At 63.1% G+C, this 22,010-nt stretch carries 24 protein-coding genes; 7 read left to right on the plus strand and 17 right to left on the minus strand.

Features of this window, described 5'->3' with window-relative positions; all coding sequences use genetic code 11:
- Positions 1-8: 8 nt before the first annotated feature.
- From EN807_RS09190 to EN807_RS09225, 7 genes are all read right to left on the minus strand, one after another.
- Positions 9-389 carry a hypothetical protein gene (locus EN807_RS09190; protein WP_135934692.1) on the minus strand — a complete coding sequence of 127 codons (381 nt, stop codon included), beginning with the start codon at positions 387-389 and terminating at the stop codon, positions 9-11.
- The gene (locus EN807_RS09195) at positions 386-703 is read right to left on the minus strand and encodes a hypothetical protein (protein WP_246684042.1); all 318 of its coding nucleotides are present in this window, start codon (positions 701-703) and stop codon (positions 386-388) included. Before EN807_RS09195 ends, EN807_RS09190 begins: the two co-directional genes overlap by 4 nt.
- A gap of 388 nt (positions 704-1,091) precedes the next feature.
- Positions 1,092-1,706 (minus strand): LysE family translocator, encoded by a 615-nt coding sequence (locus tag EN807_RS09200; protein WP_135934693.1) that lies wholly within the window; start codon positions 1,704-1,706, stop codon positions 1,092-1,094.
- Positions 1,707-1,816: 110 nt separating this feature from the next.
- Positions 1,817-3,274, minus strand: coding sequence for an amidase (locus EN807_RS09205; protein ID WP_135934694.1), 1,458 nt, complete (start codon positions 3,272-3,274; stop codon positions 1,817-1,819).
- Positions 3,275-4,183 carry a ribokinase gene (locus EN807_RS09210; protein WP_135934695.1) on the minus strand — a complete coding sequence of 303 codons (909 nt, stop codon included), beginning with the start codon at positions 4,181-4,183 and terminating at the stop codon, positions 3,275-3,277.
- 217 nt (positions 4,184-4,400) lie between these two features.
- The gene (locus EN807_RS09215; RefSeq protein ID WP_135934696.1) at positions 4,401-5,279 is read right to left on the minus strand and encodes a methylated-DNA--[protein]-cysteine S-methyltransferase; all 879 of its coding nucleotides are present in this window, start codon (positions 5,277-5,279) and stop codon (positions 4,401-4,403) included.
- Positions 5,280-5,528: 249 nt separating this feature from the next.
- Positions 5,529-6,023 carry a DUF2244 domain-containing protein gene (locus EN807_RS09225; protein ID WP_135934697.1) on the minus strand — a complete coding sequence of 165 codons (495 nt, stop codon included), beginning with the start codon at positions 6,021-6,023 and terminating at the stop codon, positions 5,529-5,531.
- Positions 6,024-6,045: 22 nt separating this feature from the next.
- On the opposite strand from EN807_RS09225, the gene nth reads away from it, so the two are divergent.
- The gene (gene nth / locus EN807_RS09230) at positions 6,046-6,843 is read left to right on the plus strand and encodes an endonuclease III (protein ID WP_135934698.1); all 798 of its coding nucleotides are present in this window, start codon (positions 6,046-6,048) and stop codon (positions 6,841-6,843) included.
- Here nth and EN807_RS09235 read toward each other — a convergent pair.
- Positions 6,837-7,292 carry a DUF2214 family protein gene (locus EN807_RS09235; RefSeq protein ID WP_135934699.1) on the minus strand — a complete coding sequence of 152 codons (456 nt, stop codon included), beginning with the start codon at positions 7,290-7,292 and terminating at the stop codon, positions 6,837-6,839. The genes nth and EN807_RS09235 overlap by 7 nt on opposite strands.
- A gap of 251 nt (positions 7,293-7,543) precedes the next feature.
- Between EN807_RS09235 and EN807_RS09240 the strand changes: the two genes are divergently transcribed.
- Positions 7,544-8,083, plus strand: coding sequence for a GNAT family N-acetyltransferase (locus EN807_RS09240; RefSeq protein ID WP_135934700.1), 540 nt, complete (start codon positions 7,544-7,546; stop codon positions 8,081-8,083).
- Positions 8,084-8,112: 29 nt separating this feature from the next.
- Here EN807_RS09240 and EN807_RS09245 read toward each other — a convergent pair whose 3' ends face one another.
- Entirely contained in the window at positions 8,113-8,892 is a 780-nt protein-coding gene (locus tag EN807_RS09245) for an IclR family transcriptional regulator (protein ID WP_164783782.1), read from the minus strand.
- A gap of 204 nt (positions 8,893-9,096) precedes the next feature.
- On the opposite strand from EN807_RS09245, the gene EN807_RS09250 reads away from it, so the two are divergent.
- The 5 genes from EN807_RS09250 (at position 9,097) to EN807_RS09270 (ending at position 14,334) form a co-directional block, all read left to right on the plus strand.
- Complete coding sequence (locus EN807_RS09250; protein ID WP_095496841.1) at positions 9,097-10,074, plus strand: tripartite tricarboxylate transporter substrate-binding protein; 978 nt, start codon at positions 9,097-9,099, stop codon at positions 10,072-10,074.
- Between the two features lie 130 nt (positions 10,075-10,204).
- The gene (locus EN807_RS09255) at positions 10,205-10,741 is read left to right on the plus strand and encodes a tripartite tricarboxylate transporter TctB family protein (protein ID WP_135934701.1); all 537 of its coding nucleotides are present in this window, start codon (positions 10,205-10,207) and stop codon (positions 10,739-10,741) included.
- Positions 10,742-10,745: 4 nt separating this feature from the next.
- Positions 10,746-12,269, plus strand: coding sequence for a tripartite tricarboxylate transporter permease (locus tag EN807_RS09260; RefSeq protein ID WP_135934702.1), 1,524 nt, complete (start codon positions 10,746-10,748; stop codon positions 12,267-12,269).
- A gap of 15 nt (positions 12,270-12,284) precedes the next feature.
- Positions 12,285-13,469, plus strand: a complete 1,185-nt coding sequence (locus EN807_RS09265; RefSeq protein WP_135934703.1) for a CoA transferase — start codon at positions 12,285-12,287, stop codon at positions 13,467-13,469.
- A 13-nt stretch (positions 13,470-13,482) separates the two neighbouring features.
- On the plus strand, positions 13,483-14,334 hold the full coding sequence (locus tag EN807_RS09270; RefSeq protein WP_135934704.1) for a citryl-CoA lyase: 852 nt from the start codon (positions 13,483-13,485) through the stop codon (positions 14,332-14,334).
- A gap of 10 nt (positions 14,335-14,344) precedes the next feature.
- Here the strand turns inward: EN807_RS09270 and EN807_RS09275 are convergent, their stop codons facing one another.
- From EN807_RS09275 to EN807_RS09310, 8 genes are all read right to left on the minus strand, one after another.
- The gene (locus EN807_RS09275) at positions 14,345-14,818 is read right to left on the minus strand and encodes an NUDIX hydrolase (protein WP_135934705.1); all 474 of its coding nucleotides are present in this window, start codon (positions 14,816-14,818) and stop codon (positions 14,345-14,347) included.
- A 132-nt stretch (positions 14,819-14,950) separates the two neighbouring features.
- Complete coding sequence (locus EN807_RS09280) at positions 14,951-15,247, minus strand: hypothetical protein (RefSeq protein ID WP_135934706.1); 297 nt, start codon at positions 15,245-15,247, stop codon at positions 14,951-14,953.
- A gap of 98 nt (positions 15,248-15,345) precedes the next feature.
- Positions 15,346-15,642 carry a hypothetical protein gene (locus tag EN807_RS35460; RefSeq protein WP_189522378.1) on the minus strand — a complete coding sequence of 99 codons (297 nt, stop codon included), beginning with the start codon at positions 15,640-15,642 and terminating at the stop codon, positions 15,346-15,348.
- An 11-nt stretch (positions 15,643-15,653) separates the two neighbouring features.
- Complete coding sequence (locus EN807_RS09290; protein WP_135934707.1) at positions 15,654-16,346, minus strand: response regulator transcription factor; 693 nt, start codon at positions 16,344-16,346, stop codon at positions 15,654-15,656.
- Positions 16,343-19,063: a sensor histidine kinase KdpD gene (locus tag EN807_RS09295; RefSeq protein WP_135934708.1), complete on the minus strand. Its 2,721-nt coding sequence runs from the start codon at positions 19,061-19,063 to the stop codon at positions 16,343-16,345. Before EN807_RS09295 ends, EN807_RS09290 begins: the two co-directional genes overlap by 4 nt.
- Before the next feature lie 54 nt (positions 19,064-19,117).
- Positions 19,118-19,687: a potassium-transporting ATPase subunit KdpC gene (kdpC, locus tag EN807_RS09300; protein WP_135934709.1), complete on the minus strand. Its 570-nt coding sequence runs from the start codon at positions 19,685-19,687 to the stop codon at positions 19,118-19,120.
- A 12-nt stretch (positions 19,688-19,699) separates the two neighbouring features.
- Positions 19,700-21,793: a potassium-transporting ATPase subunit KdpB gene (gene kdpB, locus EN807_RS09305; protein ID WP_135934710.1), complete on the minus strand. Its 2,094-nt coding sequence runs from the start codon at positions 21,791-21,793 to the stop codon at positions 19,700-19,702.
- Entirely contained in the window at positions 21,790-22,005 is a 216-nt protein-coding gene (locus tag EN807_RS09310) for a hypothetical protein (protein ID WP_135934711.1), read from the minus strand. The genes kdpB and EN807_RS09310 overlap by 4 nt, the downstream gene beginning before the upstream one ends.
- Between the last annotated feature and the right edge of the window lie 5 nt (positions 22,006-22,010).

Genomic DNA, 22,010 nt, shown 5'->3' on the forward strand with positions numbered 1-22,010 from the left:
CCGCTCACTCACTCATCAAGCAATTGGTATGTTTCGGTGCCATTGCGACGGTACTGCCGCTCGATCGAAACTTCTGATCCGATAGCTCGCGGCGTTGCTGCGTTACCATATACGAATACCAGGAGGTCATTTTCGTTGAGACGGATTCCGTACTGATAACGGAATCCTCTTCCGATCCACGCTTCCGGACTCGGAGGAACATTGAGAACGTTGACCACAGTGCCAGTCGTAGACTCCACATCGATGATTGGGCTGCTCCGCCTTGCAATCAGTGCGCCGATTGCCAGAATGCAGACACCGACCACAAGGCTGGTGATGACGATGCCCCGGAGATTTTCCCGCAGGAGCATGAAGGTGAGGGCGAACCGCGCTTTTGCCTTGGGGTTCAATGTGCAAACCGGTAGGACACGGAACCGTTGTTGCGTGTAACGCGCTCAAGCCTGGCGTTCGAGCCGATCAGGTGCGGTTGCTCGTCTTCAACGAGTATCAACGAACCGTTGTCGAGGAACAGCGCATAAGTGCGGCCATAGCCCTTGCCCCAATAGACCGTTTTGATTGTGGCATCGACCGCGTCAACGGAGCGGATTGGGCTTGCTTCATTTACCCACTTGTTTAGCGCGACCGTGATTGCCATTGCGAAAAACCCGCCGATGAAAACCATCCAAAACGTGCCCCACAGCAACTGCCAATGAGTACGCGACACTGGTTCCGTCCCTCCACCCAGATCCATATGGTGGCCAGAAAGCGGGCTTTCAATTAGGTGTTGTCCAAATGATGTTCGTTCTGCAAGCTACAAAGATGCGAGCATTCAACAGGTTGCCCATTCGGGTCGAGCTGAGATTTCATCTAATAAGAGAATTAACGAAGAAAAAAACAGGCGATTACGCCGAAAATCATGACGATCGTGCAATACTCCACGAGGCGCAAGAATCGATTCTTCGGGCGGAAGGATGCTCCAATTCCGCCGCTTAGAATTTCCAGACTTTCGAACATCGTAAATTCTGTCTCTCAACTTTGCGGTGTTTCTACAGCCGTTTATTTGAGTAGAGCAGATGTCGATTTCAATAGGTCGGCACTAACGATGCCACTGATTACTTCGCCTTAGAAAACGCCAGCCACAGGCCGCCGCCGATCAGGAAACTGCCGCTGATTCTGGACATGAGCTTGATGCGGCCGGCCGAGAGCAGGCGTCCGGCGCGGCCGGCGGCCAGCGCGAAGGTCGAATCCGACACGGCGGCGAAGATCAGTGCGGTGAGACCCATGACGACGATCTGCAACGCGTAGTTGCCTTCAGGGGCGACGAACTGCGGAAAGAAGGCGCCGAAGAACACCAGCGTCTTGGGATTGCTGATCGCCACCAGCAGGCCTTGGAGGAAGAAGCCGCCGCGCGGTGCCTTCGCCGATCCGTCGGCGTTCAGCTTGCCCTTGGAGCGGAACATCTGCACACCCATCCAGATCAGATAGGCAGCGCCGATCAGCCTCACCCATTCGAACCAATGGCCCATGCCCGCGATCAGCGAAGTCAATCCGATGCCGACAATGGCAATCATGATGGCCAGCCCGGCCTGCGTGCCGGCGACGTTGGCGAGGCCGGCGCGGGAGCCATGGCGGATGCTGTTGGCGATGATCAGCGTGACCGTCGGTCCAGGCACCAGGACAATGACGATACAGGCAACGACATAAGTAGCGTAGAGTTCCAGCGACATGGTTTTCCTCGACAGTATGCGGCTTGCGACGCGACCGACCGTGATCAATGCATGACAGTAACGCAGGTGCAAGCCGGCAGCACATGTCGCTGGCAGCCCTGACCTGGATTTTAGGCTCCGGCCTGCCATGGCAGCGTCGTCTCGTAGGCCGCCGCCGCTCTCAGCACGGCCATGTCGCCGCGCGGCCGTCCGATCAATTGCATGCCCATCGGCCGGCCTCTGGCATCGAAGCCCGCCGGTACGTTGACCGCAGGGCAGCCGCCCAGCGTGGCGAACGCTGAAACCTGCATCCAGCGGTGATAGCTGTCCATGGCACGCCCGGCCACTTGCGTCGGCCAGTGGGTGGAGACCTCGAAGGGGAAGATCTGCGCAGTCGGCAATGCGACGAGGTCGAAGCGGTCGAAGAGCGATAGTAGGGTTTTGTGCCAGGACGAGCGCCTCACCGTGGCGGCGTGGATTTGCGGCGCCGCGAGCTGCAGCGCATGTTCCACCTCCCACACGGCCTCCGGCTTCAGAAGACTGCGTTTCAGGGGATCGTCGTAATGCGCCTTGAGCGCACAACCGCTGCTTGCCTGGCGCAGCGTCACAAAGGCTTGCCACAGCGCTTCGTAGTCGAAATCCGGTACCAGCGCTTCGGTCTGAAAGGATACGTCGGCGAACCGGCCGAGAGCGGCCTCGCAAAGATCAAGGATGTCGGGTTTGACCGGCAGATGACCACCGAGATCGCCAAACCAGGCGATGCGGCCGCCGGGCGCTCCCGTTTGCAGGCCTTCGAGGAACGAACCGTGCTTGTGATGTGAGAGCGGCGCGCGAGGGTCGTAGCCAGCCTGCTCGTCGAGCAGCAGCGCCATGTCGCGCACGCTGCGGCCCATTGGCCCTTCGACGCCCATCTGCGCGTGAAAGACGTCGAGGTCAGGGCCGGCAGGGACAAGTCCCTGGGAGGGACGGAAGCCATAGACATTGTTATAGGCGGCCGGATTGCGCAGCGAGCCGCCAAAGTCGCTGCCGTCGGCCAGGGGAAGCATGTCGAGCGCAAGTGCGACCGCCGCGCCGCCGCTCGAACCGCCGGCGGTCAGGGCCGGATCGAAAGCGTTGAGCGTCGGACCGAACACGGTGTTGTAAGTGTTGGAGCCAAGCCCGAATTCGGGAACGTTGGTCTTGCCGATGATGATGGCGCCGGCCTTGCGGATGCGTTCGACGAAAAAGTCGTCTTCCTCAGGCAGGAAATCGGCGAAGATCGGCGAGCCGAAAGTGGTCCTGAGGCCCTTGGTCTGCGCGAGATCCTTGATGGCGATCGGCAGGCCGAACAGGGGCCCGGCATGTTCTGCACGCGCCAGATGGGCGCCTGCCTCGTCGGCCTCTTGCAGGATGTTGGCACGGTCGCGCAGCGAGACGATGGCGTTGACCAGCGGGTTCACTGCTTCGATCCGGTCGAGGAATGCCGTCACCACCTCGCGCACGGAAAGCTGACGGCGCCGGATCGCGTCGGCAAGCTCCACAGCGGACAGACGGCAGATATCGCCGGCGGGCGGCACGGCGTGTTTCGTGGCAGGGCGCACGGCTCTCACCTAGCTGGCGGATTTTTGCAGCGCCGCGTCGACTTCCTTCGCCAGCGGGATCGCCGGCTGGGCGCCGGGCTTCAGGCAAGCGAGCGAACCAGCGGCTGAGGCGCGGGCGAGCGCCTGATCGAGCGGCAGGCCGGATGACAGCCCGGCGGCGAAATAGCCGCAAAACGTGTCGCCGGCGCCGACCGTATCGACCGGAGTGATCATCAGCGCCGGGACCATCAGAAGATCGGCTGGCGTGGCAGCCAGAACGCCGTCACCGCCGAGCGTGACGACAATTGTACGACCAGTCTTCCCGGCGTAATCGCGCATCCGCGCCGGGCGATCGCGGCCGCTCAGTGACAGCGCCTCGCCATAGAGGTCGAATTCGCTTTCGTTGGCGACGACATAGTCGGCCTTGCCGAGGAGGGCGGCCGCCTCGCCGCGGAACGGTGCCGTGTTGAGCACGGTAACCGCGCCTGCCGCCCGTGCCGCGTCCAGTGCTGCATCGATAGTCTGTAGCGGGATCTCCTGCTGCAGGAGCACGACGTCGCCCTTCTTCATGAAAGCCTTGGAAAGGTCGCCGGTCACGACCGAATCATTGGCCCCCGGCACCACGGCAATGACGTTCTCGCCGTCGTCGGCGACCATGATCAATGCCGTGCCGGTCGAGGCGAAGGTTTCACCGACACCGGACAGGTCGATCTTGCCATCCCGCAGCAGCGCCAGCGCTTCAGTGGCGAAGTTGTCCTTGCCGACCGCGCCGACCATGCGCACCTTGGCGCCGGCGCGCGCGGCGGCCAGCGCCTGGTTGGCGCCCTTGCCGCCGGGTGCGGTGGTAAAGCCGGAGCCCCGAACCGTCTCGCCCGGTGCCGGCAAGCGGTCGACATTGGCGATAAGATCGAGGTTGATCGAGCCGATAACGATGATCAAGTGGTGCCTCCCTGCTGACGCATCGTGCTTTCCGAAAATCGGAATCGGTTTTCGGAAAGCACGATGCATAGAATTAAAGTGTTAGAGCGTACTTTGTGCGTCCGAATGGACGCACGTCGCTCTAATTGCGCGGGAAGCTACTCCGTTAGGCCGCTGCTTGCCAGACCGGCGCGACATGAAACCCGCGCGCTGCTGGCCCGAACCTTTGGGCGCATCATCAAGACCCGACCTGTCCCGCTTCCCAGCCAAGGATGGCGCGCTTGCGGGTCAGGCCCCAGTGGTAGCCGGTGAGCGCGCCGGACTTGCCGAGAGCCCGGTGGCACGGCACCACGAAGGACATCGGATTGGCGCCGACCGCGGCGCCCACCGCCCGGCTGGCGCTCGGTGCGCCGATGCGGGCGGCGATCGAGGAATAGGTGCAGGCCTTGCCCATCGGAATGCGCAGCAGAGCCTCCCAGACGCGGACCTGAAAGTCGGTGCCGATCAAGACGACGCGCAGCGGCTGGTCGGCGCGCCACAATGCCGGGTCGAAGATGCGCGCGGCATAGGGCGCCGTCGCCGCCATGTCCTCGACATAGTTTGCGTTCGGCCAGCGGCCGGACATGTCGGCGAAGGCCGCCCGCTCGTCGCCGGCATCGCTGAAGGCGAGGCCGGCAAGCCCGCGGTCGGTGACCATGATCAGGGCGATGCCGAAAGGCGAGATGTGGTAGCCATAGCGGATCGTCAGCCCGGCGCCGCGCGTCTTGTAGTCACCCGGCGACATCGCCTCGTGGGTGACGAAAAGGTCGTGCAACCGGCCAGGGCCTGACATGCCGACCTCGAAAGAAGCCTCGAGCAGCGGCATGCCGGAATCGAGCAGTTTGCGCGCATGGTCGAGCGTGACAGCCTGGAGGAAGGCCTTGGGCGACAGGCCGGCCCAGCGGGTGAAGAGCTTCTGCAGACCGGTCGGCGTCTCGCCAACTTCCTCGGCCAGGACCTCAAGCGAGGGCTGGTCGCGGTAGTCGAGGCTGATCTTCTCAATGGCGTGACGGACGATTTCGTAGTCGCCGCCTTCGGGCGTGATGTCTTTTTCAAGAATAGCTGTCTGCGCGTTCATAGGACTATCTCCTTGAGCATGAATATCGTCCTTCGCGGCTCCGATCACCACCCGAAACTTGCCTTCTCGCCTTGTGCACCCAGATAGATTTGGCTTCGAGGAGGGAGCCGACGATGGCTGGCGAAAAGGTGCATCTCACCAAGGAGAAGGAGACGCTGCTAATTACCGTTTATGGCAAGGCACTGGAGAGCCGGTTGCCTCAATCGCTGCTGAAAAACCCGTTTCGCGGACGAGGCGGTTCGCTCACATTCAGCGCGCTTTCGCGGTCGCCAGGGCACGCGAAAAGGCTGACGCAAAACTCTCGCGGTCGTCGGGATTGAGGAAGCCGCCGATCGGCACATTCTGCCCTTGTGCTTCCACCGCCATCCTGGTGATGCCGATCTCGGCGTGGCGGGCGACCGAAAAACGCGCCCAGAACGGATTGAAGCGATGCGCTTCCGATTTGCCTGACGGCGCGGTCTTGCGGATGTCGAGGCTGGTGCGCGAGACCGACACTTCCTCGCGGGCGCGGGCGGCACGATAATTGGCGCGAAAGGCGATGTAGACGGCAATCACATCGAGGCCGAAGAAGCCGAATACCGGCCAGGCGCCGCGCGACAGGAAAAACGCTCCGGTCACCAACGAGCCGAACAGCAGAGCGCCCATCAGGATGGCAAAGCCGGTTTTGCCCAGCGACCGATGCGGTATCAGCAACGCCTGGAAGAATGGCTCGTCGGCCTGAAATGAGGCGTTTGTGTCGCTCATGACGGGATATTATAGGAAGGGGATGACGAGCCCCAAGCCCAAAAATTCCTCTACACCCAAAAATGAACCGCTCCCCGGCCGACGCGACGGCGCGAACGTCAAACCGCGTGCCCGGCGGGTGCGGTCCCCCTACAGCCCGGCCGAGGTGCACGAGATTTTCCGACGCTTTTCCGTTCAGCGGCCCGAGCCGAAGGGCGAGCTCGAACATGTCAACGCCTTCACGCTGCTGGTGGCGGTGGTGCTTTCGGCACAGGCGACCGATGTCGGCGTCAACAAAGCAACGCGGGCGCTGTTCAAGGTCGCCGACACGCCGCAAAAGATGCTGGCGCTCGGCGAGGCCAAGGTCGGCGAGTATATCCGCACCGTCGGGCTTTGGCGCAACAAGGCCAAGAACGTCATTGCGCTGTCGGAAGCGCTGATCCGCGACCATGGCGGCGAGGTGCCTGATGACCGCGACCAGCTGGTCAAGCTGCCGGGCGTCGGGCGCAAGACCGCCAATGTCGTGCTCAATATGGCCTTCGGCCAGCACACGATGGCGGTCGACACGCATATCTTCCGCATCGGCAATCGGCTGGGACTGGCGCCCGGCAAAACGCCGGAGCAGGTCGAGCAGGGGCTGTTGAGGATCATTCCGGACGAATATATGCGCCATGCGCATCACTGGCTGATTCTGCATGGGCGCTATGTCTGCAAGGCGCGCAAACCGGATTGCCCGCTCTGTGTCATCGCCGACATCTGCAAGGCCGAGGAGAAGACGAATAATGTTCCGGCGCCGCTGGTCGAAATTGCGCCGCTCGAACCGGTAGGCGAAATTCAGTAGCCGTAGCCGCGCGCCATCGCCGCGGCGAAGACCGGGATCAGCAGGAAGATGAAAGCTTCGGCGCGGACATAAGTTCGAACGGATGCAAGTTGCGCCGCCGGCACTTGAAAACCGGGGCTGGCCGAGGCCTGCCTGTTCCAGGAAACAAAGCGGATCGTCGGGATAATCGACAACAGGCCGACGGTGACAAAGGCCGCCATCTTTGCCCAGAACACCCAGTTGTAGACGTAGAATTCCCAGCCCTTCAGGCCGTAGATGACGCGGCCGATGCCGACGACGATGATCAGCATGGCGATGATGCCATAATGGCGATCGATGCCGACAAGCCGCCGGAGCGTCGCGGCGGGCAGATCGCCGCGGATCAGGACAAATTCGGCGCCGATGATGCCCGCCAGCGAAAACACCAGCAGATGATGAAAGATGGCAAGCAGAAGATCGGTGGTATCCATGCCCTTTTCCCTCCGTCGGACGGCACAGCGGACGCTGAATCAGCTGCTGGTAAAGTAGCACCGCTGGGCAGGATTCACATTGGACTGGAAGATGATCTGCACAGGCTTTGGCACTTGTCTGGTGCAGGCAATTTGGATCTCTGTCGCATATCGTTTTTCCCAAAACCGCCGAGCATCCTCGGTCAAGCCCAAGGGCAGGCTTCCTGGGCGACATGCACTAAGCACAGGCAAACGCAACCGAGGCATGACACATGATCAATCCACAGGCGCTCGTCGCTCCCGTCATTGAAACGCCGCGCACCGTGCTGCGACCACACCAGCTCGACGATTTTGATACCTATGTCGCCATGTGGGCCGATCCGGCCGTCACTCGCTTCATCGGCGGCAAGCCGCGCACTCGGGAGGAAAGCTGGATGCGCATCCTGCGTCATGCCGGCCTGTGGTCGCTGCTGGGCTACGGCTTTTGGGCGATCGAGGACAAGGCATCCGGCCGCTTCATCGGCGAGGCCGGCTTTCACGATCTGAAGCGCGACATGGTGCCGTCGATCGAAGGCGTTCCGGAAGCCGGTTGGGCATTGGCCCCGAGCGCACATGGCAAAGGGTTCGCCAGCGAAGTCGTCGGACGGGTTCTCGCCTGGGGCGACGATGCATTCGGGCGCGCAAGGACCGTCTGCATCATCGATCCGGAAAACACCGCGTCATTGAACGTCGCGGCAAAATGCGGCTACAGGGAGGTGCTGCGGACCACCTGTCACGACGATGCGACGATCCTGCTGGAACGGCAGGCTTGAGGATGCTGCCTGTCATCTTGTGGTTCTGGTCAGGCTGAATCGAGGCTTTTTACGCCTTCCGTCTCGGCGCCGGCTTTGCGGGCCGCCTGTTCGAGCATCGAGGCGTCTTCGCCAAAAGCGCGGGTGGCGCGTGCGGCTGCCTCGATCAGCGGGTTTTTCATGCGCTGGAGAAAGGCCGCGTCGACGCGCGTGCTCGGGCCGGACAGCGTCAATGCCCCGAGCAAGGTCGGCCCCGGCCCGAACACCGGTGCCGACACGCCCGCCGTCTCGGGGTCGCGGTCGCCGACCGACAAACAATGGTAGGTTTTGCGGATCGTCTCGTAAGGCTCGCCCTGCTGACCGGAAAACGCCGCAAGCACGCGGCCGCCCGAACCGGCCAGCAACGGCAGCACGTCGCCTTCCCGTATGGTGTAGCGGATGGGATGCTTGGACTCGACGCGGTAGAGACAGGTGCGCACGTCGCCCGAACGGACATAGAAAGCGACGCTTTCCCAGCTTCGCTCGGCCAGATCGCGCATTATCGGCAGCAGAATGTCGATCGCCACAACCGAACGCTGGTATAGGGCACCCAGCCGAAAGGTGGCAGGGCCGACACGGTAGCGGCCATCGTCGAGACGCTCCAGCAACTGCCCGCGCAGCAACGAGTTGGCCAGCCTCAGGATCGTGCTCTTGTAGAGGCCGGTCCGCGCCGCGATTTCGGCCAGGCTGAGCGACCGGTCGGCAGTAGCGAAAGCATCGAGGATGGCAATCGCACGATCGAGCGCGGCAACGCCGTTGGTCGACGCGGGCTTGGATTGTGTTACGGTTATCTGCTTGACCACGTCGTTCCGTTCCCAGTTGGACAGAAGGGCCGATCGGAACAATTGTGTCGCATGCAACTGGTTCTGTCCAGTAGAATGCCATTCCGGTTGACAGAACGAGGCAAAGACTGCATGAATTTTTGTCGAGCGGGTCTGAATTCAGGCTACGTTGCTGGCAGGCACCAGAGGAGGTGTCGTGATTGGAGGAATCCCATGCTGAATAGACGCAGATTTTTAATGAGCACCGCTGCCGCCGGCGCCGCCGGTTTCGCAGCGTTGCATCTCTCGCCCGCTTTCGCGCAGGATGCACCGCAGATTCAGATTTTCGTGCCGGCAGCGCCCGGCGGCGGCTGGGACCAGACGGCGCGCACGATGGACCAGGTGCTGCGCAGTGAGAAGCTGATCTCCGGTTCGCAGATCACCAATGTCGGCGGCGCCGGCGGCACAGTCGGCCTGCCGCAATTCATCAGCCAGTGGAACGGCAAGGGCAATTCGCTGATGGTTGCCGGCATGGTCATGGTTGGCGCCATCATCGCCAACAAATCCGCCAACAATCTCACCGAAGTCACGCCGATTGCCCGCCTCACCGGCGAATTCGAGGCGCTTGTGGTGCCGGCGGCCTCGCCGTTCAAGACAGCAGCGGATTTCGTCGCCGCCCTCAAGGCCGATCCGACCAAGGTTCCGGTGGCTGGCGGTTCGGCCGGCGGCTCGGACCACATATTGTTCGGCCTTATCGCGAAGACGGCCGGTGTCCCGGCAGCCAACCTCTCCTACGTGCCGTTCGCCGGCGGCGGCGAGGCACTGTCGGCGCTTCTCGGCAACCAGGTCGCGGCCGGCATCTCCGGCTATGGCGAGTTCTCCGAACAGGTCAAGGCAGGCGCGCTTCGGCTGCTCGCCATTTCCGCGGACAAGCGCCAGGAAGGCATCGACGCACCGACGCTGAAGGAAGCCGGCATCGATGTCGAGCTGTTCAACTGGCGCGGCGTCTTCGCACCGCCGGGCGTTTCCGACGCCGACAAGGCGGCGATGATCACGCTGGTCGAGACCATGGCCAAAAGCGATGCCTGGGCCACCGAGTGCAAAAACCGCAACTGGACGCAGATCCTGCTCACCGGCGACGACTATGCGAAATTCCTCGCCGAAGACACGACCCGGATCGCAGCCATCCTCAAGGACCTCGGCCTTGCCTGATTTCCTCGGAGAGGGGCGGTCTGCACTGCCCCTTTCCGAAGTTCGCCAGCCGCATGGACATGCGATCCAGCGCAAGTGAAACTGCGGTAAGGTCGGCTGTGGGAGACCGGCCTATCCAGGGAGAACGATCATGAGCACCAGCGACCAGCAGGCGGCGCGGCCGCGCCTTGCCGTGCCCGAATTGCTGATCGGCATCGGGCTTCTCGCCTGCGCCGGCGCGGTAGCATGGCAGACGCTATCGATTCCGGTATCGCCGCTCTACTCCAAGGTCGGCCCGACCGTCTTCCCCTACATCACCATGGTCGGCATGACGATTCTGTCTCTTCTGCTGATCGTCGCCGCCCTGCGGGGCGGCTGGCAACCGGAAGAAGAAAAGGAAACGCCGACCGACTGGAAGGCGATGGGCATCGTCGCTGTCGGACTGGTCGCGAATCTTGTTCTGATCCAGCCGCTTGGCTTCACCGCAGCCTCGGTGATCATGTTCGTTCTCATCTGCCACGGGTTCGGCAGCAGACATCCGCTGCGTGACGTGCTGCTCGGCCTGATCCTGGCGCTTGCCGCCTATTTCGGCTTCGCCAGGGCGCTCGGCGTCAACATCGGCGCCGGCTTCATCGAGAACCAGCTGAACGCGGTTCTCGATTCGATTATCGGTATGTTGAGAGGCTGAAGCCATGGAAACGCTCAGCCATCTCGCGCACGGATTTTCGGTCGCTTTTACGCCGGTCAATCTCATGTGGTGCCTGCTCGGCACGACACTGGGGACAGCGATCGGCGTGCTGCCCGGCCTCGGACCGGCGCTGACCATCGCGCTGCTTTTGCCGATCACCTACCAGGTCGCGCCCGAAGCATCCTTCATCCTGTTTGCCGGTATCTATTACGGCGCCATGTATGGCGGTTCGACGACATCGATCCTGCTCAACACGCCGGGCGAAAGTGCGACCATCGTCACTGCGCTGGAAGGCAACAGGATGGCCCGTTCCGGCCGCGGCGGCGCGGCACTTGCCACCTCGGCCATCGGCTCCTTCGTCGCCGGCACACTCGGCACGCTGGGCGTCGCTTTCCTGGCCCCGGTCGTTGTCAAGTTCGCGCTGTCTTTCGGCCCGGCCGAATATTTTTCGCTGATGGTGCTGGCCTTCATCACGGTTTCGGCGGTGCTCGGCTCGTCGTCGGTGCGTGGCCTGACCAGCTTGTTCGTCGGCTTCGTCATCGGCATGATCGGCGTCGACCTGCAGACCGGGCAGCCGCGCTTCACCTTCGGCATGAGCCAACTGCTCGACGGCGTCGACGTGATCGTCGTCGCCGTCGGCCTCTTTGCGGTCGGCGAGACGTTCTACATGGCCTCGCGCCGCTATGCCGGCAAGGACGAGATCGTGCCGCTGAAGGGCTCGCTCTACATGACGGCGGCCGAATGGGCACGCTCGTGGAAGGCTTGGCTGCGCGGCGCCTTGGTCGGCTTCCCGATCGGCGCTCTGCCGGCCGGCGGCGCCGAAATCCCGACGTTCCTGTCCTATGCGATGGAGAAGAAGCTCTCCAAACACAAGGAGGAGTTCGGCACGACCGGCGCCATCGAAGGTGTTGCCGGCCCGGAGGCCGCCAACAACGCATCGGCTGCTGGCGTGCTGGTGCCGATGCTGACGCTCGGTCTACCGACCTCGGCGACGGCCGCGATCATGCTGTCGGCCTTCCAGAGCTATGGCATCAATCCCGGGCCGATGCTGTTCATGACGCAGGCCAATCTGGTCTGGGGGCTGATCGCCAGCCTGTTCATTGCCAATGTCATCCTCGTCATCCTCAACCTGCCGCTGATCGGGTTGTGGGTGCGGCTGCTGAAAATCCCGGCGCCACAGCTCTATGCCGGCATCCTGGTGTTCGCCACGGTCGGCACCTACGGTATTTCGCAGTCGCCGACCGATCTCGTCATCCTTTATCTGCTCGGCGGGGCCGGATTCCTGATGCGGCGCTTCGATTTCCCGACGGCGCCGGTCATCATCGGCATGATCCTGTGGCCACTCGCCGAGACCCAGTTCCGCCGGGCAATGACCATCTCGAACGGCGACTGGTCGGTGTTCTACACGCATCCGCTGTCGCTGACGCTGCTGACGCTTGCGTTCATCGGGCTGATCGGGCCGCATATCTGGGCCTACATCGAGCACAAGCGCAGGCGTGGACCCGAGCATGTGCCGGGCGATGCCTGACCTGTCTGGAACATCATGACCGATCTGCTGTCCGGTATCCGCGTCCTCGACCTGACCAATGTTCTGGCTGGCCCCTACTGCGCCTATCAGCTGGCGCTGCTCGGGGCCGACGTGATCAAGGTCGAGGCGCCGCAGGGCGGCGACCTGGCGCGCCAGCTCGGCGGCTCGCCGGAACTCAACAGTGCCGGAATGGGCGCTTCGTTCCTGGCGCAGAACGCCGGCAAACGATCGGTGGTGCTCGATCTCAAGCAAGAGGCCGATCGCGAACGCTTTCTCGATCTGGTCGGCTCCGCCGACGCGCTGGTCGAGAATTTCCGCCCCGGCGTGATGGACCGGCTCGGGCTTGGCTTTGCGAGGCTGAAAGAGGTCCGCCCCAGCCTTATCTATTGCGCGATTTCGGGCTTCGGCCAGACCGGGCCGATGCGCGACAATCCGGCCTACGACCAGATTATCCAGGGCCTTTCAGGAATCATGAGCATCACCGGCACACCGGAGACCGCGCCGCTGCGTGTCGGTTATCCCGTCGCCGACACGCTGGGCGGGCTGGTCGGGGCGTTCGCCATCGCGGCAGCACTCGTGAAGCAGAAGACGACGGGCGAGGGCGCCTTCCTCGACGTGTCTATGCTCGAATGCACGCTTTCCGCGCTGGGCTGGCCGGTCTCCAACTATCTGACGGCTGACGTCGAGCCGCAGCCCATGGGCAACGAGAACATGACGGCGGCACCTTCCGGGACGTTTCGCACCGGCGACGGTCTGCTCAACATCGCCGCCAACAAACAGGAGCAGTTCGTGGCGCTCTGCCGGCTGGTCGGGCTGCCGGAGCTGGCGTCGGACCCGCGCTTTGCCGAGCGCGAGACGCGCAAGCGCAACCGCATCGCCCTGAAGGCACTGATCGAGGATGCGCTGGCGAACGGCTCGGCCGCGGCCTGGGAGGAGACGCTCAATCGCGCAGGCGTGCCGGCGGGCAGGGTGCTGACGATCCCGCAGGTGCTGGCCGAGCAGCAAGTGATCGAGCGCGAGATGACCACCCGTTTCGATGGCATGCCGAACATCGACCGGCCGCTGACCGTCGTGCGCGGCGGGTTCATGGTCGATGGTGCGGCACCCTTGCCGACCAAGCCGCCGCCGGCGCTGGGCGAGCATATGGACGAGGTGTTTGCCAGCCTGCCGCCGCGCGTCAAGAAAAGGGCGCAGGCATGAGCGACGCGAGAACATGAGCAACGTTGGGAAGAAAACCGGCCGCGAGCGCGGCGAGGAATGGTGGCAGACCGATATCATCGAAATGCACCCTGGCGTGATCCGGCTGCGCGGCTATGAGATCCAGGACCTGATCGGCCGCGTCAGCTTTCCGGCGGTGATCTGGCTGATGCTGCGCGGCGAACTGCCTGGTGAGGAGCAGGCGGCACTGCTCGGCATCGCGCTCGGTGCCGCCGTCGATCATGGGCCGCAGGCGCCGTCGATCGCCATTGCCCGCATGGCGGCTACCTGCGGCGTCGGCATCAACAGCGCCATGGCCTCAGCCATCAATGTGCTTGGCGACGTGCATGGCGGCGCCGGCGAGCAGGCGCTTGCCTTCTACGGCGACATCGCCGCGGCACTGGACGCAGGAGTGACGCTTGCCGATGCCGTCGCGGCGCGGCTCGATCGTTTCTTCGCCGAGGAAAAATCCTATGTGCCGGGGCTCGGGCACCGCTTCCACCCGGTCGATCCGCGGGCGCCGCGCCTCATCAAGCTGACCCGCGATTTTGCCGCGCGGGGCATCATCAGTGGACGTTTCGCCGACATCGCCGAGGCTGTTGAGGCCGAGGTCACGCGGCGCAAGGGCAAGAAGATCCCGCTCAACATCGACGGCGCCACCGCCGTCATCTATGGCGAGCTCGGCTTTCCGCCGCCGCTGACACGCGGCCTTTTCGTGCTCTCGCGCTCGGTCGGCATATTGGCGCATGCGTGGGAACAGTCGCAACAGAGCGGCCGCAACAAGGGACCACTGCCACGCGAATGGTTGTGGGCTTACACCGGCACCCCGGTGCGGCCTTTTCCTCAGGGAGATGGCGACTCCAAATGAGGCCTTGGTTCTAGTTCGCCAGCGGGCGCTGGTTGGGGAATTTCAAGTCCTTCAGCAGCGTTGAAAGGTCGGGCTCGTCGATGAGCACTGCTGCGTCTGCCGGCGTCAGCCATGCTCGCTGCCGCCTTTTGGCTTCCTGCCAATTGGCCAGCTCCTCCGTCACCGCCAGCAGGTAGACGATGACATCGACGCGGACGAAGCGGTTTGTCAGCCGCTTCCAGTAGGAATAGGTGCCGGCCGGCTGCTTCAGCGTCTTGCCGAGGACGCCGGCTTCCTCCTGCGCTTCGATGGTGGCTGCCTTGCGCCCACTCTTGCCCTTCATCGGCCAGCCCTTGGGCACGATAAAGCGCCTTGTCGATATCGAGGTGACCAGCATCACCTCGACGTTGCCATGCTCGCCCAGCCGAAAAGGAATCGCCGCGACCTGACGGATCCGCTCGCCCTTCCTCGCCTTGCGTACAACCTTCTTCTTGGTGGCTGCCATTCCCGAGATCCAATCAGGGCAGTGCCAAGCACAAAGGCACGTTGCGAAAATCAAAACCGCCTTTGATGCTACTTAAAGTGGAGCGGTATTCAAGGCGATAAGCCGGCTAAATAAATGAAAAGCGTCGGCTCATCAGCGGCAGGTGCTGATAAAGCGGCTGCCCGACCGCCGCAACTGGCACGTAGGCCTCATCTGCTGAACATCAGGCCGTTGCGGCACGACCTCGCGATCCTGGGCACGGAACTGCTGTTGCTGCTGCTGATATCGCTGCCGCCGCAGCCTGTTCTCCAGCATCTGCAATTCGTTTTGCTGGACCAGCGCGTTGCGGTTGGCGGGAGTGACGATCTGCGCGGAGACAGCCGCGTCCGACAGCATCGCTGTTGCCAGCATTGCCGACATGAAGATCATCGATGGGCGAAGCGGCGACATCCATTCATTCCCGCACCAAACTGAGCCTCCAATCATATAGGGCATTTGCCCGGTGATGCCATGGCTAAAGCCTCGCGGGGCGGAATTGGCGGGTTGAGTTACCGGAACTCAAAGCCGGTCGACCCATGTGTGCCGGGCAAGGGGATCAATTTCGAGATCGGCGACAAAAGCTGGAGGGCATCCTGCAGTTCAGCACCTGTGAGACCGCCGGTTGCCCGGTGCCGGCGGCATTCGACGCGAAAATCACGCCGCTGCTCAAGGCCGCCACCATTTTTGAGAATTAATGCGCTCGCGCTCGATACAGGCCAGCCGATCAGCTTTCCCACCTCATTGACCGGCTTCAGCGGCGCGCTTGCCCGCACCGCGGAACTCTCGGCCGATTGAGCGTTGTCCACCAGGATTATATTCAATCCACTTCGCGCAGGCGGTATCCGACACCAGTTTCGGTGGTGATATAGCGCGGCTGGTCGGGCGTTTTCTCGATCTTTTGCCTGAGCTGCCGCACATAGACCCTGAGATACTGCACGTCGGTCGAATCGCCCCAGACCTGCTTCAAAAGAAACTGATGGGTGAGAACCTTGCCCGCGTACTGCACGAGGATGCGCAGGATGTCGTATTCCTTCGGCGAGAGCTTTATCTCCCTGCCCTCGATCGTGACGATGCGCTTCACCAGGTCGACCGTGAGATCGCCGGTGTGGAAGACCGGCTTCTCGCCTTGCTGCTGGAACTTGTGGCGGAGCGCCACGCGGATGCGCGCGACAAGCTCATTCATGCCGAAAGGCTTGGTGAGGTAGTCGTCGGCGCCGAGTTCAAGCGCCGAGACGATGCCGGCCTCGTCGGTCCGGCTGGAAAGGATGACGACGGGAACATCCAGGCCGTCGTCCCGCCATTTGCGCAGCAGATCGTGGCCGCCCATGCCGGGCAGGCCGAGATCGAGCAGGATCAGGTCCGGCCTTTCCGTTTCCATGAGTTCGATCGCCGCCTTGGCGTTCGGCGCCTCGTTGATTGCATAGCCCTGGCTGCCAAGGCCGACGCGGAGCAGCTTGCGGATCGGCGGTTCGTCATCGACGACCAATATCCTGACGTCCAGGTTCGTCATGGCAGGTCATCCATGTCGGGGTCGTTCACATGTTGGTTTGCCGGCACCGGCATCCTGATGGTGAAAACCGCACCCGAGCGGTCGGTCCTGTTGGCCGCCGAAATCGTGCCGCCCATCGCCTCGATGAAGCCGCGGCAGATCGAGAGCCCAAGCCCGGTGCCGGCACGGACTTGATCGCCCTTGCGCACCCGGTGGAATGTGTCGAAAATGCGCTCCAGGTCCGCTGGCGGAATGCCTGGCCCCTCGTCCATGACCTGCACGATGACGGAACCATTGTCGGCCCAGCCCTGCAGGCGGATCGTCGAAGCTGGCGGCGCGTATTTAGCGGCATTGTCGAGGAGGTTGAACAGCGCCTGCTCGAACAGGACGGGATCGACCCTCAACATCGGCAGATCCGTGGGAATGTCCATTTCGGTCTTGTGTTCGCCGATGATTTTCCTGGCTCGATGCAAGGCGGTGCCGACAATGTCGCCGACATAGTGGAATCCGTAATTCGGCTCCATCGCACCGGATTCGATCTTGGTCATGTCGAGCAAGTTGGCGATGAAGCGGTTCAGCCGTTCCGATTCGTCGAGCACGGTCGACAGCAGGTCCGCCCGGTCCGCTTCGGGAAGCGCCGGCGCAAATTCCCGCAAGGTACCGGCGGCGCCCATGATCGCGGCCAGCGGCGTTTTCAGATCATGGGAAATCGAGGTCAGCAGCGCCGAGCGCAGGCGGTCCGCCTCGGCCTCGAGCTTGGCCCGGTCGACGTCGGCAACAAGCTGGATGCGTTCGATGGCGACTGCCGCCTGATCGGCGAGGGCGTCGAGGAGGCGCTTCTGTTCGGGAGTCAGCAGCGGGCCTTGCTTGTCGTTGTCGAGGCCGACGACGCCGACAGCGGTGCGCCCGGTCCGCAGCGGAAGATACAGGCGTTTTGCCCCGGGAAGCGTATCGGCGCCACGGCCCGCAGCGCGATCGTGCTCCCAGGCCCAACGGGCGGCTGCGATGTCTGCCTCGGCCAGCGTGTCGTCAGGCGGATAGCCGGCCTTGACGGTGATCGAACCATTCTCCGGCAAAAGCAGCACCACGCGCAGCTTCAGCATCGAGGCAATCTGGAAGGCTGTGGCCCACAGCACGTCGTCCAGCGTGCCGGCGCCGGCGAGCTTCTTTGAGAAGAGATAGATATCTTCCGTGGCGCGTGCCCGTGAGCGGGCGGCGACCGCCTGCCGCTGCACACGCGCCGTCAGATTGCTGGCAATGACCGCAACAACCAGGAAGACAGCCAGCGCAACGATGCTCTCCGGATCCTGGATCGTGAGCGTGTAGCGTGGTTCCAGGAAGAAATAGTTGAAGGCAATGGCGCTGATGAGGCAGGCATACAAAGCCGGCCAGAGACCGCCGGTCACCGCCGACGTCAGGACCCCGATGAGAAAGATGATCGCCAGATTGCGGACGTCGAGAAACTGGTGGAGAAGGAGGGCGAAGGCGAGCGAGCCAACAACATAGGCCGTGGCCTTGAGATAGGGCCAGATCTCGAATTGCCACTGCTCGTCCGCCGCCTTGACGGTCCTCGACGTCGCCTCGGCGTTGCGTTCGTTTCCCGAAATGACATGGACGCTGATGTCGCCGGCATTGCGGATGAGATCATAAGTGAGCGAGCCTTCGATCAATTCCCGCCAGCGCGATCGGGTCGGCCTGCCGATCACGATATGGGTGAAGTTGTTCGCGGTCGCATGGCGAACGATGTCCTGCGCGACGTTCTGACCTGGAATGGTCGTTACCTCGGCGCCGAGCTGCTCGGCAAGGCGCAGCAGCGTCGCCAGCCGATCCTTGTCCTCCTCCGACATCGCGGCTGAACGAGGGGTATCGACATGAAGCGCCGTCCAGGGGGCGCGGAGCCGGTCGGCCAACCTCCGCGCATAGCGGACACGGGCCGCCCCGCCCGGACGCGCATCGACGCAGACGAGAACCCTTTCCCCCGCCGCCCAGGGTCCGGGTATGGCGTGGGCCTGCATGTGGATCAGCAACTGCTCGTCGACGCGCTGGGCGGTGCGGCGGAGCGCCAGTTCCCTGAGCGCCGTCAAATTGCCCGGCGAGAAATAGTTCTCGATGGCGCGCTGGGCGGTGCTGGGGATATAAACCTTGCCCTCCTCGAGCCGCTTGATCAGGTCGTCGGGAGTGAGATCGATGATCTCGATGTCGTCGGCTTGGTCGATGACGGAGTCTGGAACCGTCTCGCGCACTCTGACGCGCGTGATCTGCGCCACGACATCGTTCAGGCTTTCGACATGCTGGATGTTGAGCGTCGTGTAGACGTCGATACCGTGCGTCAGGATTTCCTGAACGTCGAGATAGCGCTTGGGATGGCGGCTGCCCGGCGCGTTGGTATGGGCGAGCTCGTCGACGAGGACCAGCGCTGGACGCCGGGCAAGGATGGCGTCAATATCCATCTCATCCAGCATGCGCCCCTTATACTCAACCCTGCGGCGCGGGATGACCTCATAGCCGTCGACCAGCACCTGGGTTTCCTGGCGGCCGTGCGTTTCGACGACGCCGATCACCACGTCCATCCCGTCGGCCAATCTTGCACGGCCCGACATCAGCATTTCATAGGTCTTGCCGACACCGGGCGCTGCGCCCAGGAATATTCGCAGGCGACCGCGCGCCTCCCGCTCCGCACGATCAAGCAGCGCGTCGGGTGAGGGCCTGGTTTCAGTGTTGCGACTGTCGTCCGGCATCAGGTCCGATCATGATCGGTGCCGGGGATCGTGTCGATCCCCGGCGCTTACCATTCATTGCTTCGTGGCATCGTCCAGTGCAAGGTTGAGGGCCAGCACGTTGACAATGGGTTCGCCCATGAAGCCGAGTTCGCGGTCCTCGATGTGGCTGTCGACAAGCGATTTGATGCTGGCGTCATCGACGCTCCTGGCCTTGGCCACCCGGGCGACCTGGAAATAGGCGGCTTCGGGGCTGATATGCGGATCGAGGCCGCTGCCTGAGGTCGTGACCAGATCCATCGGCACCGGTTGGCTTGGATTTTCCGCCTTCAGCTTTTCGGCATCGCCCTTGATGCGATCGATCAGCTTGGCGTTGGTCGGCCCTAGATTGGAGCCGCTCGATGCGGCGGCGTCGTAGCCGTCGCCGGCAGCCGATGGGCGGCCATGGAAATAGCGGTCGCTGGCGAAGGCCTGACCGATCAGTTCGGAGCCGACGATCTTGCCGTCCTTCTCAATCAGGCTGCCGTTGGCCTGGCGCGGGAACAAGGCTTGGGCGATGCCGGTCATGCCGATTGGATAGATCAGGCCGGTAAGGATGGTGAAGAAAACGATCATTACGATCGCGGGTCTGATTTGCTTGAGCATGGAGGTAATTCCTTATGCGAGACCGAGGGCGGTGATGGCCAGGTCGATCGCCTTGATACCGACGAACGGGACAATGATGCCGCCGAGGCCGTAGACAAGGAGGTTGCGGCTGAGCAGCGCGCCCGCGCCGATCGCGCGATATTTGACGCCTCTCAGCGAGAGCGGGATCAGCGCGATGATGATCAGCGCGTTGAAGACGATGGCCGAGAGGATGGCGCTCTGCGGCGTTGCCAGATGCATGATGTTGAGCGCCTGCAGCGGGCCGGCGGTTTGCCCGGGCGCGATGTAGAAGACGGCGAATATGGCCGGGATGATAGCGAAGTACTTGGCCACGTCGTTGGCGATCGAGAAGGTTGTCAGCGAACCGCGCGTCATCAGCAGCGCCTTGCCGATTTCGACGATCTCGATCAGCTTGGTCGGATCGCTGTCGAGGTCGACCATGTTGCCGGCTTCGCGCGCGGCGACCGTGCCGGTGTTCATGGCGACGCCGACATCGGCCTGCGCAAGGGCCGGCGCATCATTGGTGCCGTCGCCGCACATGGCGACCAGCTTGCCCTTGGCCTGTTCGTCGCGGATCAGCTTCAGCTTGTCCTCGGGCGTCGCCTGGGCCAGGAAATCGTCGACGCCGGCTTCCGCCGCGATCGCCGCCGCCGTCATCGGATTGTCGCCGGTGATCATCACAGTTCGGATACCCATCTTGCGCAGTTCGGCGAAACGCTCTGAGATGCCGCCCTTGACGATGTCCTTGAGGTGGACGACGCCGAGCAAGCGTCCGTCGCGCTCGACCGCCAGCGGCGTGCCGCCGGATTTGGCGACATCGTCGGCGATTGCCTGCAGGTCGCGGACGGTGTCGCTGCTGGGGCGCGCAGCATGCGTGGCGACGGTCGATCGGTTGACGTGGGCGAGAACCGAATCGACAGCGCCCTTGCGAACCGACGAGCCGTCGATATCGACGCCACTCATGCGGGTCTGCGCGGCGAAGGGCACGAAAGCGGCATGCAGTGTCGCCATGTCGCGGGCGCGGATGGCGTATTTCTCCTTCGCCAGCACGACGATCGAGCGGCCTTCCGGCGTCTCATCGGCAAGCGAGGCAAGCTGCGCCGCGTCGGCCAGCTCCTGCTCGGTGACGCCCTTGACCGGGCGGAATGCCGTCGCCTGGCGGTTGCCGAGCGTGATCGTTCCGGTCTTGTCAAGCAGCAGCGTGTCGACGTCGCCCGCCGCCTCGACGGCGCGGCCCGACATGGCCAGCACGTTAAACCGCACCAGGCGATCCATGCCGGCAATGCCGATGGCCGACAGCAGGGCGCCGATCGTCGTCGGGATCAGGGTTACGAACAGGGCGACCAGCACGGTGACCGAGATATAGCCGCCCGAATAGGAGGCGAAGCTCGGGATCGTCGCGGTGGCCAGCACGAAGATCAGCGTCATGCCGACGAGCAGGATGTTGAGCGCGATCTCGTTGGGTGTCTTCTGGCGCTCGGCGCCTTCGACCAGCGAGATCATGCGGTCGAGGAACGTATGGCCGGAGGCCGCGGTGATGCGCACGCGGATCCAGTCGGACAGAACCTGCGTGCCCCCGGTTACCGCAGAACGGTCGCCGCCGGATTCACGAATGACCGGCGCGGATTCGCCGGTGATCGCCGCCTCGTTGACCGAAGCGACGCCTTCGATCACCTCGCCGTCCGACGGAATGATGTCGCCGGCCTCGACGAGGACGGCGTCGCCGACCTTCAGGCTGGTGCCGGGCACCAGCTTGAATTTGGTGCGGTCGTCGCCGCTCAACAGCTTGGCCTGGGTCTCGGTGCGCGCCTTGCGCAGCGAATCGGCCTGCGCCTTGCCTCGGCCTTCGGCGACCGCTTCGGCGAAGTTGGCGAAAAGCACGGTGAACCACAGCCAGATGATGATCTGCAGCGAGAAGCCGAGATTGCCGCCACCAGTGACAAGATCCTTGACGAACAGGACTGACGTGAGCGCCGAGACTACAGCGACGACGAACATCACCGGATTGCGCATCAAGGTGCGCGGGTTCAGTTTCCTGAAGGCCCCGCCGATGGCAGGCAGCAGGACGCGGGCATCCATGATAACAGCGGATTTGGACTGGCTCATTTAGTGGCTCCAGTGTCGATGTTGTTGGATGGCGCCGATCGATCGGATGCCGAAAGTAGATGCGGAAGCCCGGAGGCCAGCAACCAGATCACGATCATGACTGCCGCGATGCCAAGGAAGGTGGACATGGTCGGGAAAGGAGGCGGGGTTGCCTCCCCCTTCTGATCGGCTCGATGCCGAATCTTGCCGCGTATGGTTTCGAACCGGGCCATGACAT

The sequence above is a fragment of the Mesorhizobium sp. M5C.F.Ca.ET.164.01.1.1 genome (genome assembly GCF_004792125.1).
Classification (GTDB): domain Bacteria; phylum Pseudomonadota; class Alphaproteobacteria; order Rhizobiales; family Rhizobiaceae; genus Mesorhizobium; species Mesorhizobium wenxiniae.

What these genes read in the sequence shown, in the direction of transcription:
- EN807_RS09240 (WP_135934700.1), top strand. Translation starts at nt 7,544, where the DNA reads ATGATCAATCCACAGGCGCTCGTCGCTCCCGTCATTGAAACGCCGCGC.
- EN807_RS09295 (WP_135934708.1), bottom strand. Translation starts at nt 19,063, where the DNA reads ATGCCGGACGACAGTCGCAACACTGAAACCAGGCCCTCACCCGACGCG.
- EN807_RS09280 (WP_135934706.1), bottom strand. Translation starts at nt 15,247, where the DNA reads ATGTCGCCGCTTCGCCCATCGATGATCTTCATGTCGGCAATGCTGGCA.
- nth (WP_135934698.1), top strand. Translation starts at nt 6,046, where the DNA reads ATGACGAGCCCCAAGCCCAAAAATTCCTCTACACCCAAAAATGAACCG.
- EN807_RS09310 (WP_135934711.1), bottom strand. Translation starts at nt 22,005, where the DNA reads ATGGCCCGGTTCGAAACCATACGCGGCAAGATTCGGCATCGAGCCGAT.
- EN807_RS09235 (WP_135934699.1), bottom strand. Translation starts at nt 7,292, where the DNA reads ATGGATACCACCGATCTTCTGCTTGCCATCTTTCATCATCTGCTGGTG.
- EN807_RS09260 (WP_135934702.1), top strand. Translation starts at nt 10,746, where the DNA reads ATGGAAACGCTCAGCCATCTCGCGCACGGATTTTCGGTCGCTTTTACG.
- EN807_RS09215 (WP_135934696.1), bottom strand. Translation starts at nt 5,279, where the DNA reads ATGAACGCGCAGACAGCTATTCTTGAAAAAGACATCACGCCCGAAGGC.
- kdpC (WP_135934709.1), bottom strand. Translation starts at nt 19,687, where the DNA reads ATGCTCAAGCAAATCAGACCCGCGATCGTAATGATCGTTTTCTTCACC.
- EN807_RS09275 (WP_135934705.1), bottom strand. Translation starts at nt 14,818, where the DNA reads ATGGCAGCCACCAAGAAGAAGGTTGTACGCAAGGCGAGGAAGGGCGAG.
- EN807_RS09265 (WP_135934703.1), top strand. Translation starts at nt 12,285, where the DNA reads ATGACCGATCTGCTGTCCGGTATCCGCGTCCTCGACCTGACCAATGTT.
- EN807_RS09225 (WP_135934697.1), bottom strand. Translation starts at nt 6,023, where the DNA reads ATGAGCGACACAAACGCCTCATTTCAGGCCGACGAGCCATTCTTCCAG.
- EN807_RS09200 (WP_135934693.1), bottom strand. Translation starts at nt 1,706, where the DNA reads ATGTCGCTGGAACTCTACGCTACTTATGTCGTTGCCTGTATCGTCATT.
- kdpB (WP_135934710.1), bottom strand. Translation starts at nt 21,793, where the DNA reads ATGAGCCAGTCCAAATCCGCTGTTATCATGGATGCCCGCGTCCTGCTG.
- EN807_RS09270 (WP_135934704.1), top strand. Translation starts at nt 13,483, where the DNA reads ATGAGCAACGTTGGGAAGAAAACCGGCCGCGAGCGCGGCGAGGAATGG.
- EN807_RS09255 (WP_135934701.1), top strand. Translation starts at nt 10,205, where the DNA reads ATGAGCACCAGCGACCAGCAGGCGGCGCGGCCGCGCCTTGCCGTGCCC.
- EN807_RS09290 (WP_135934707.1), bottom strand. Translation starts at nt 16,346, where the DNA reads ATGACGAACCTGGACGTCAGGATATTGGTCGTCGATGACGAACCGCCG.
- EN807_RS09250 (WP_095496841.1), top strand. Translation starts at nt 9,097, where the DNA reads ATGCTGAATAGACGCAGATTTTTAATGAGCACCGCTGCCGCCGGCGCC.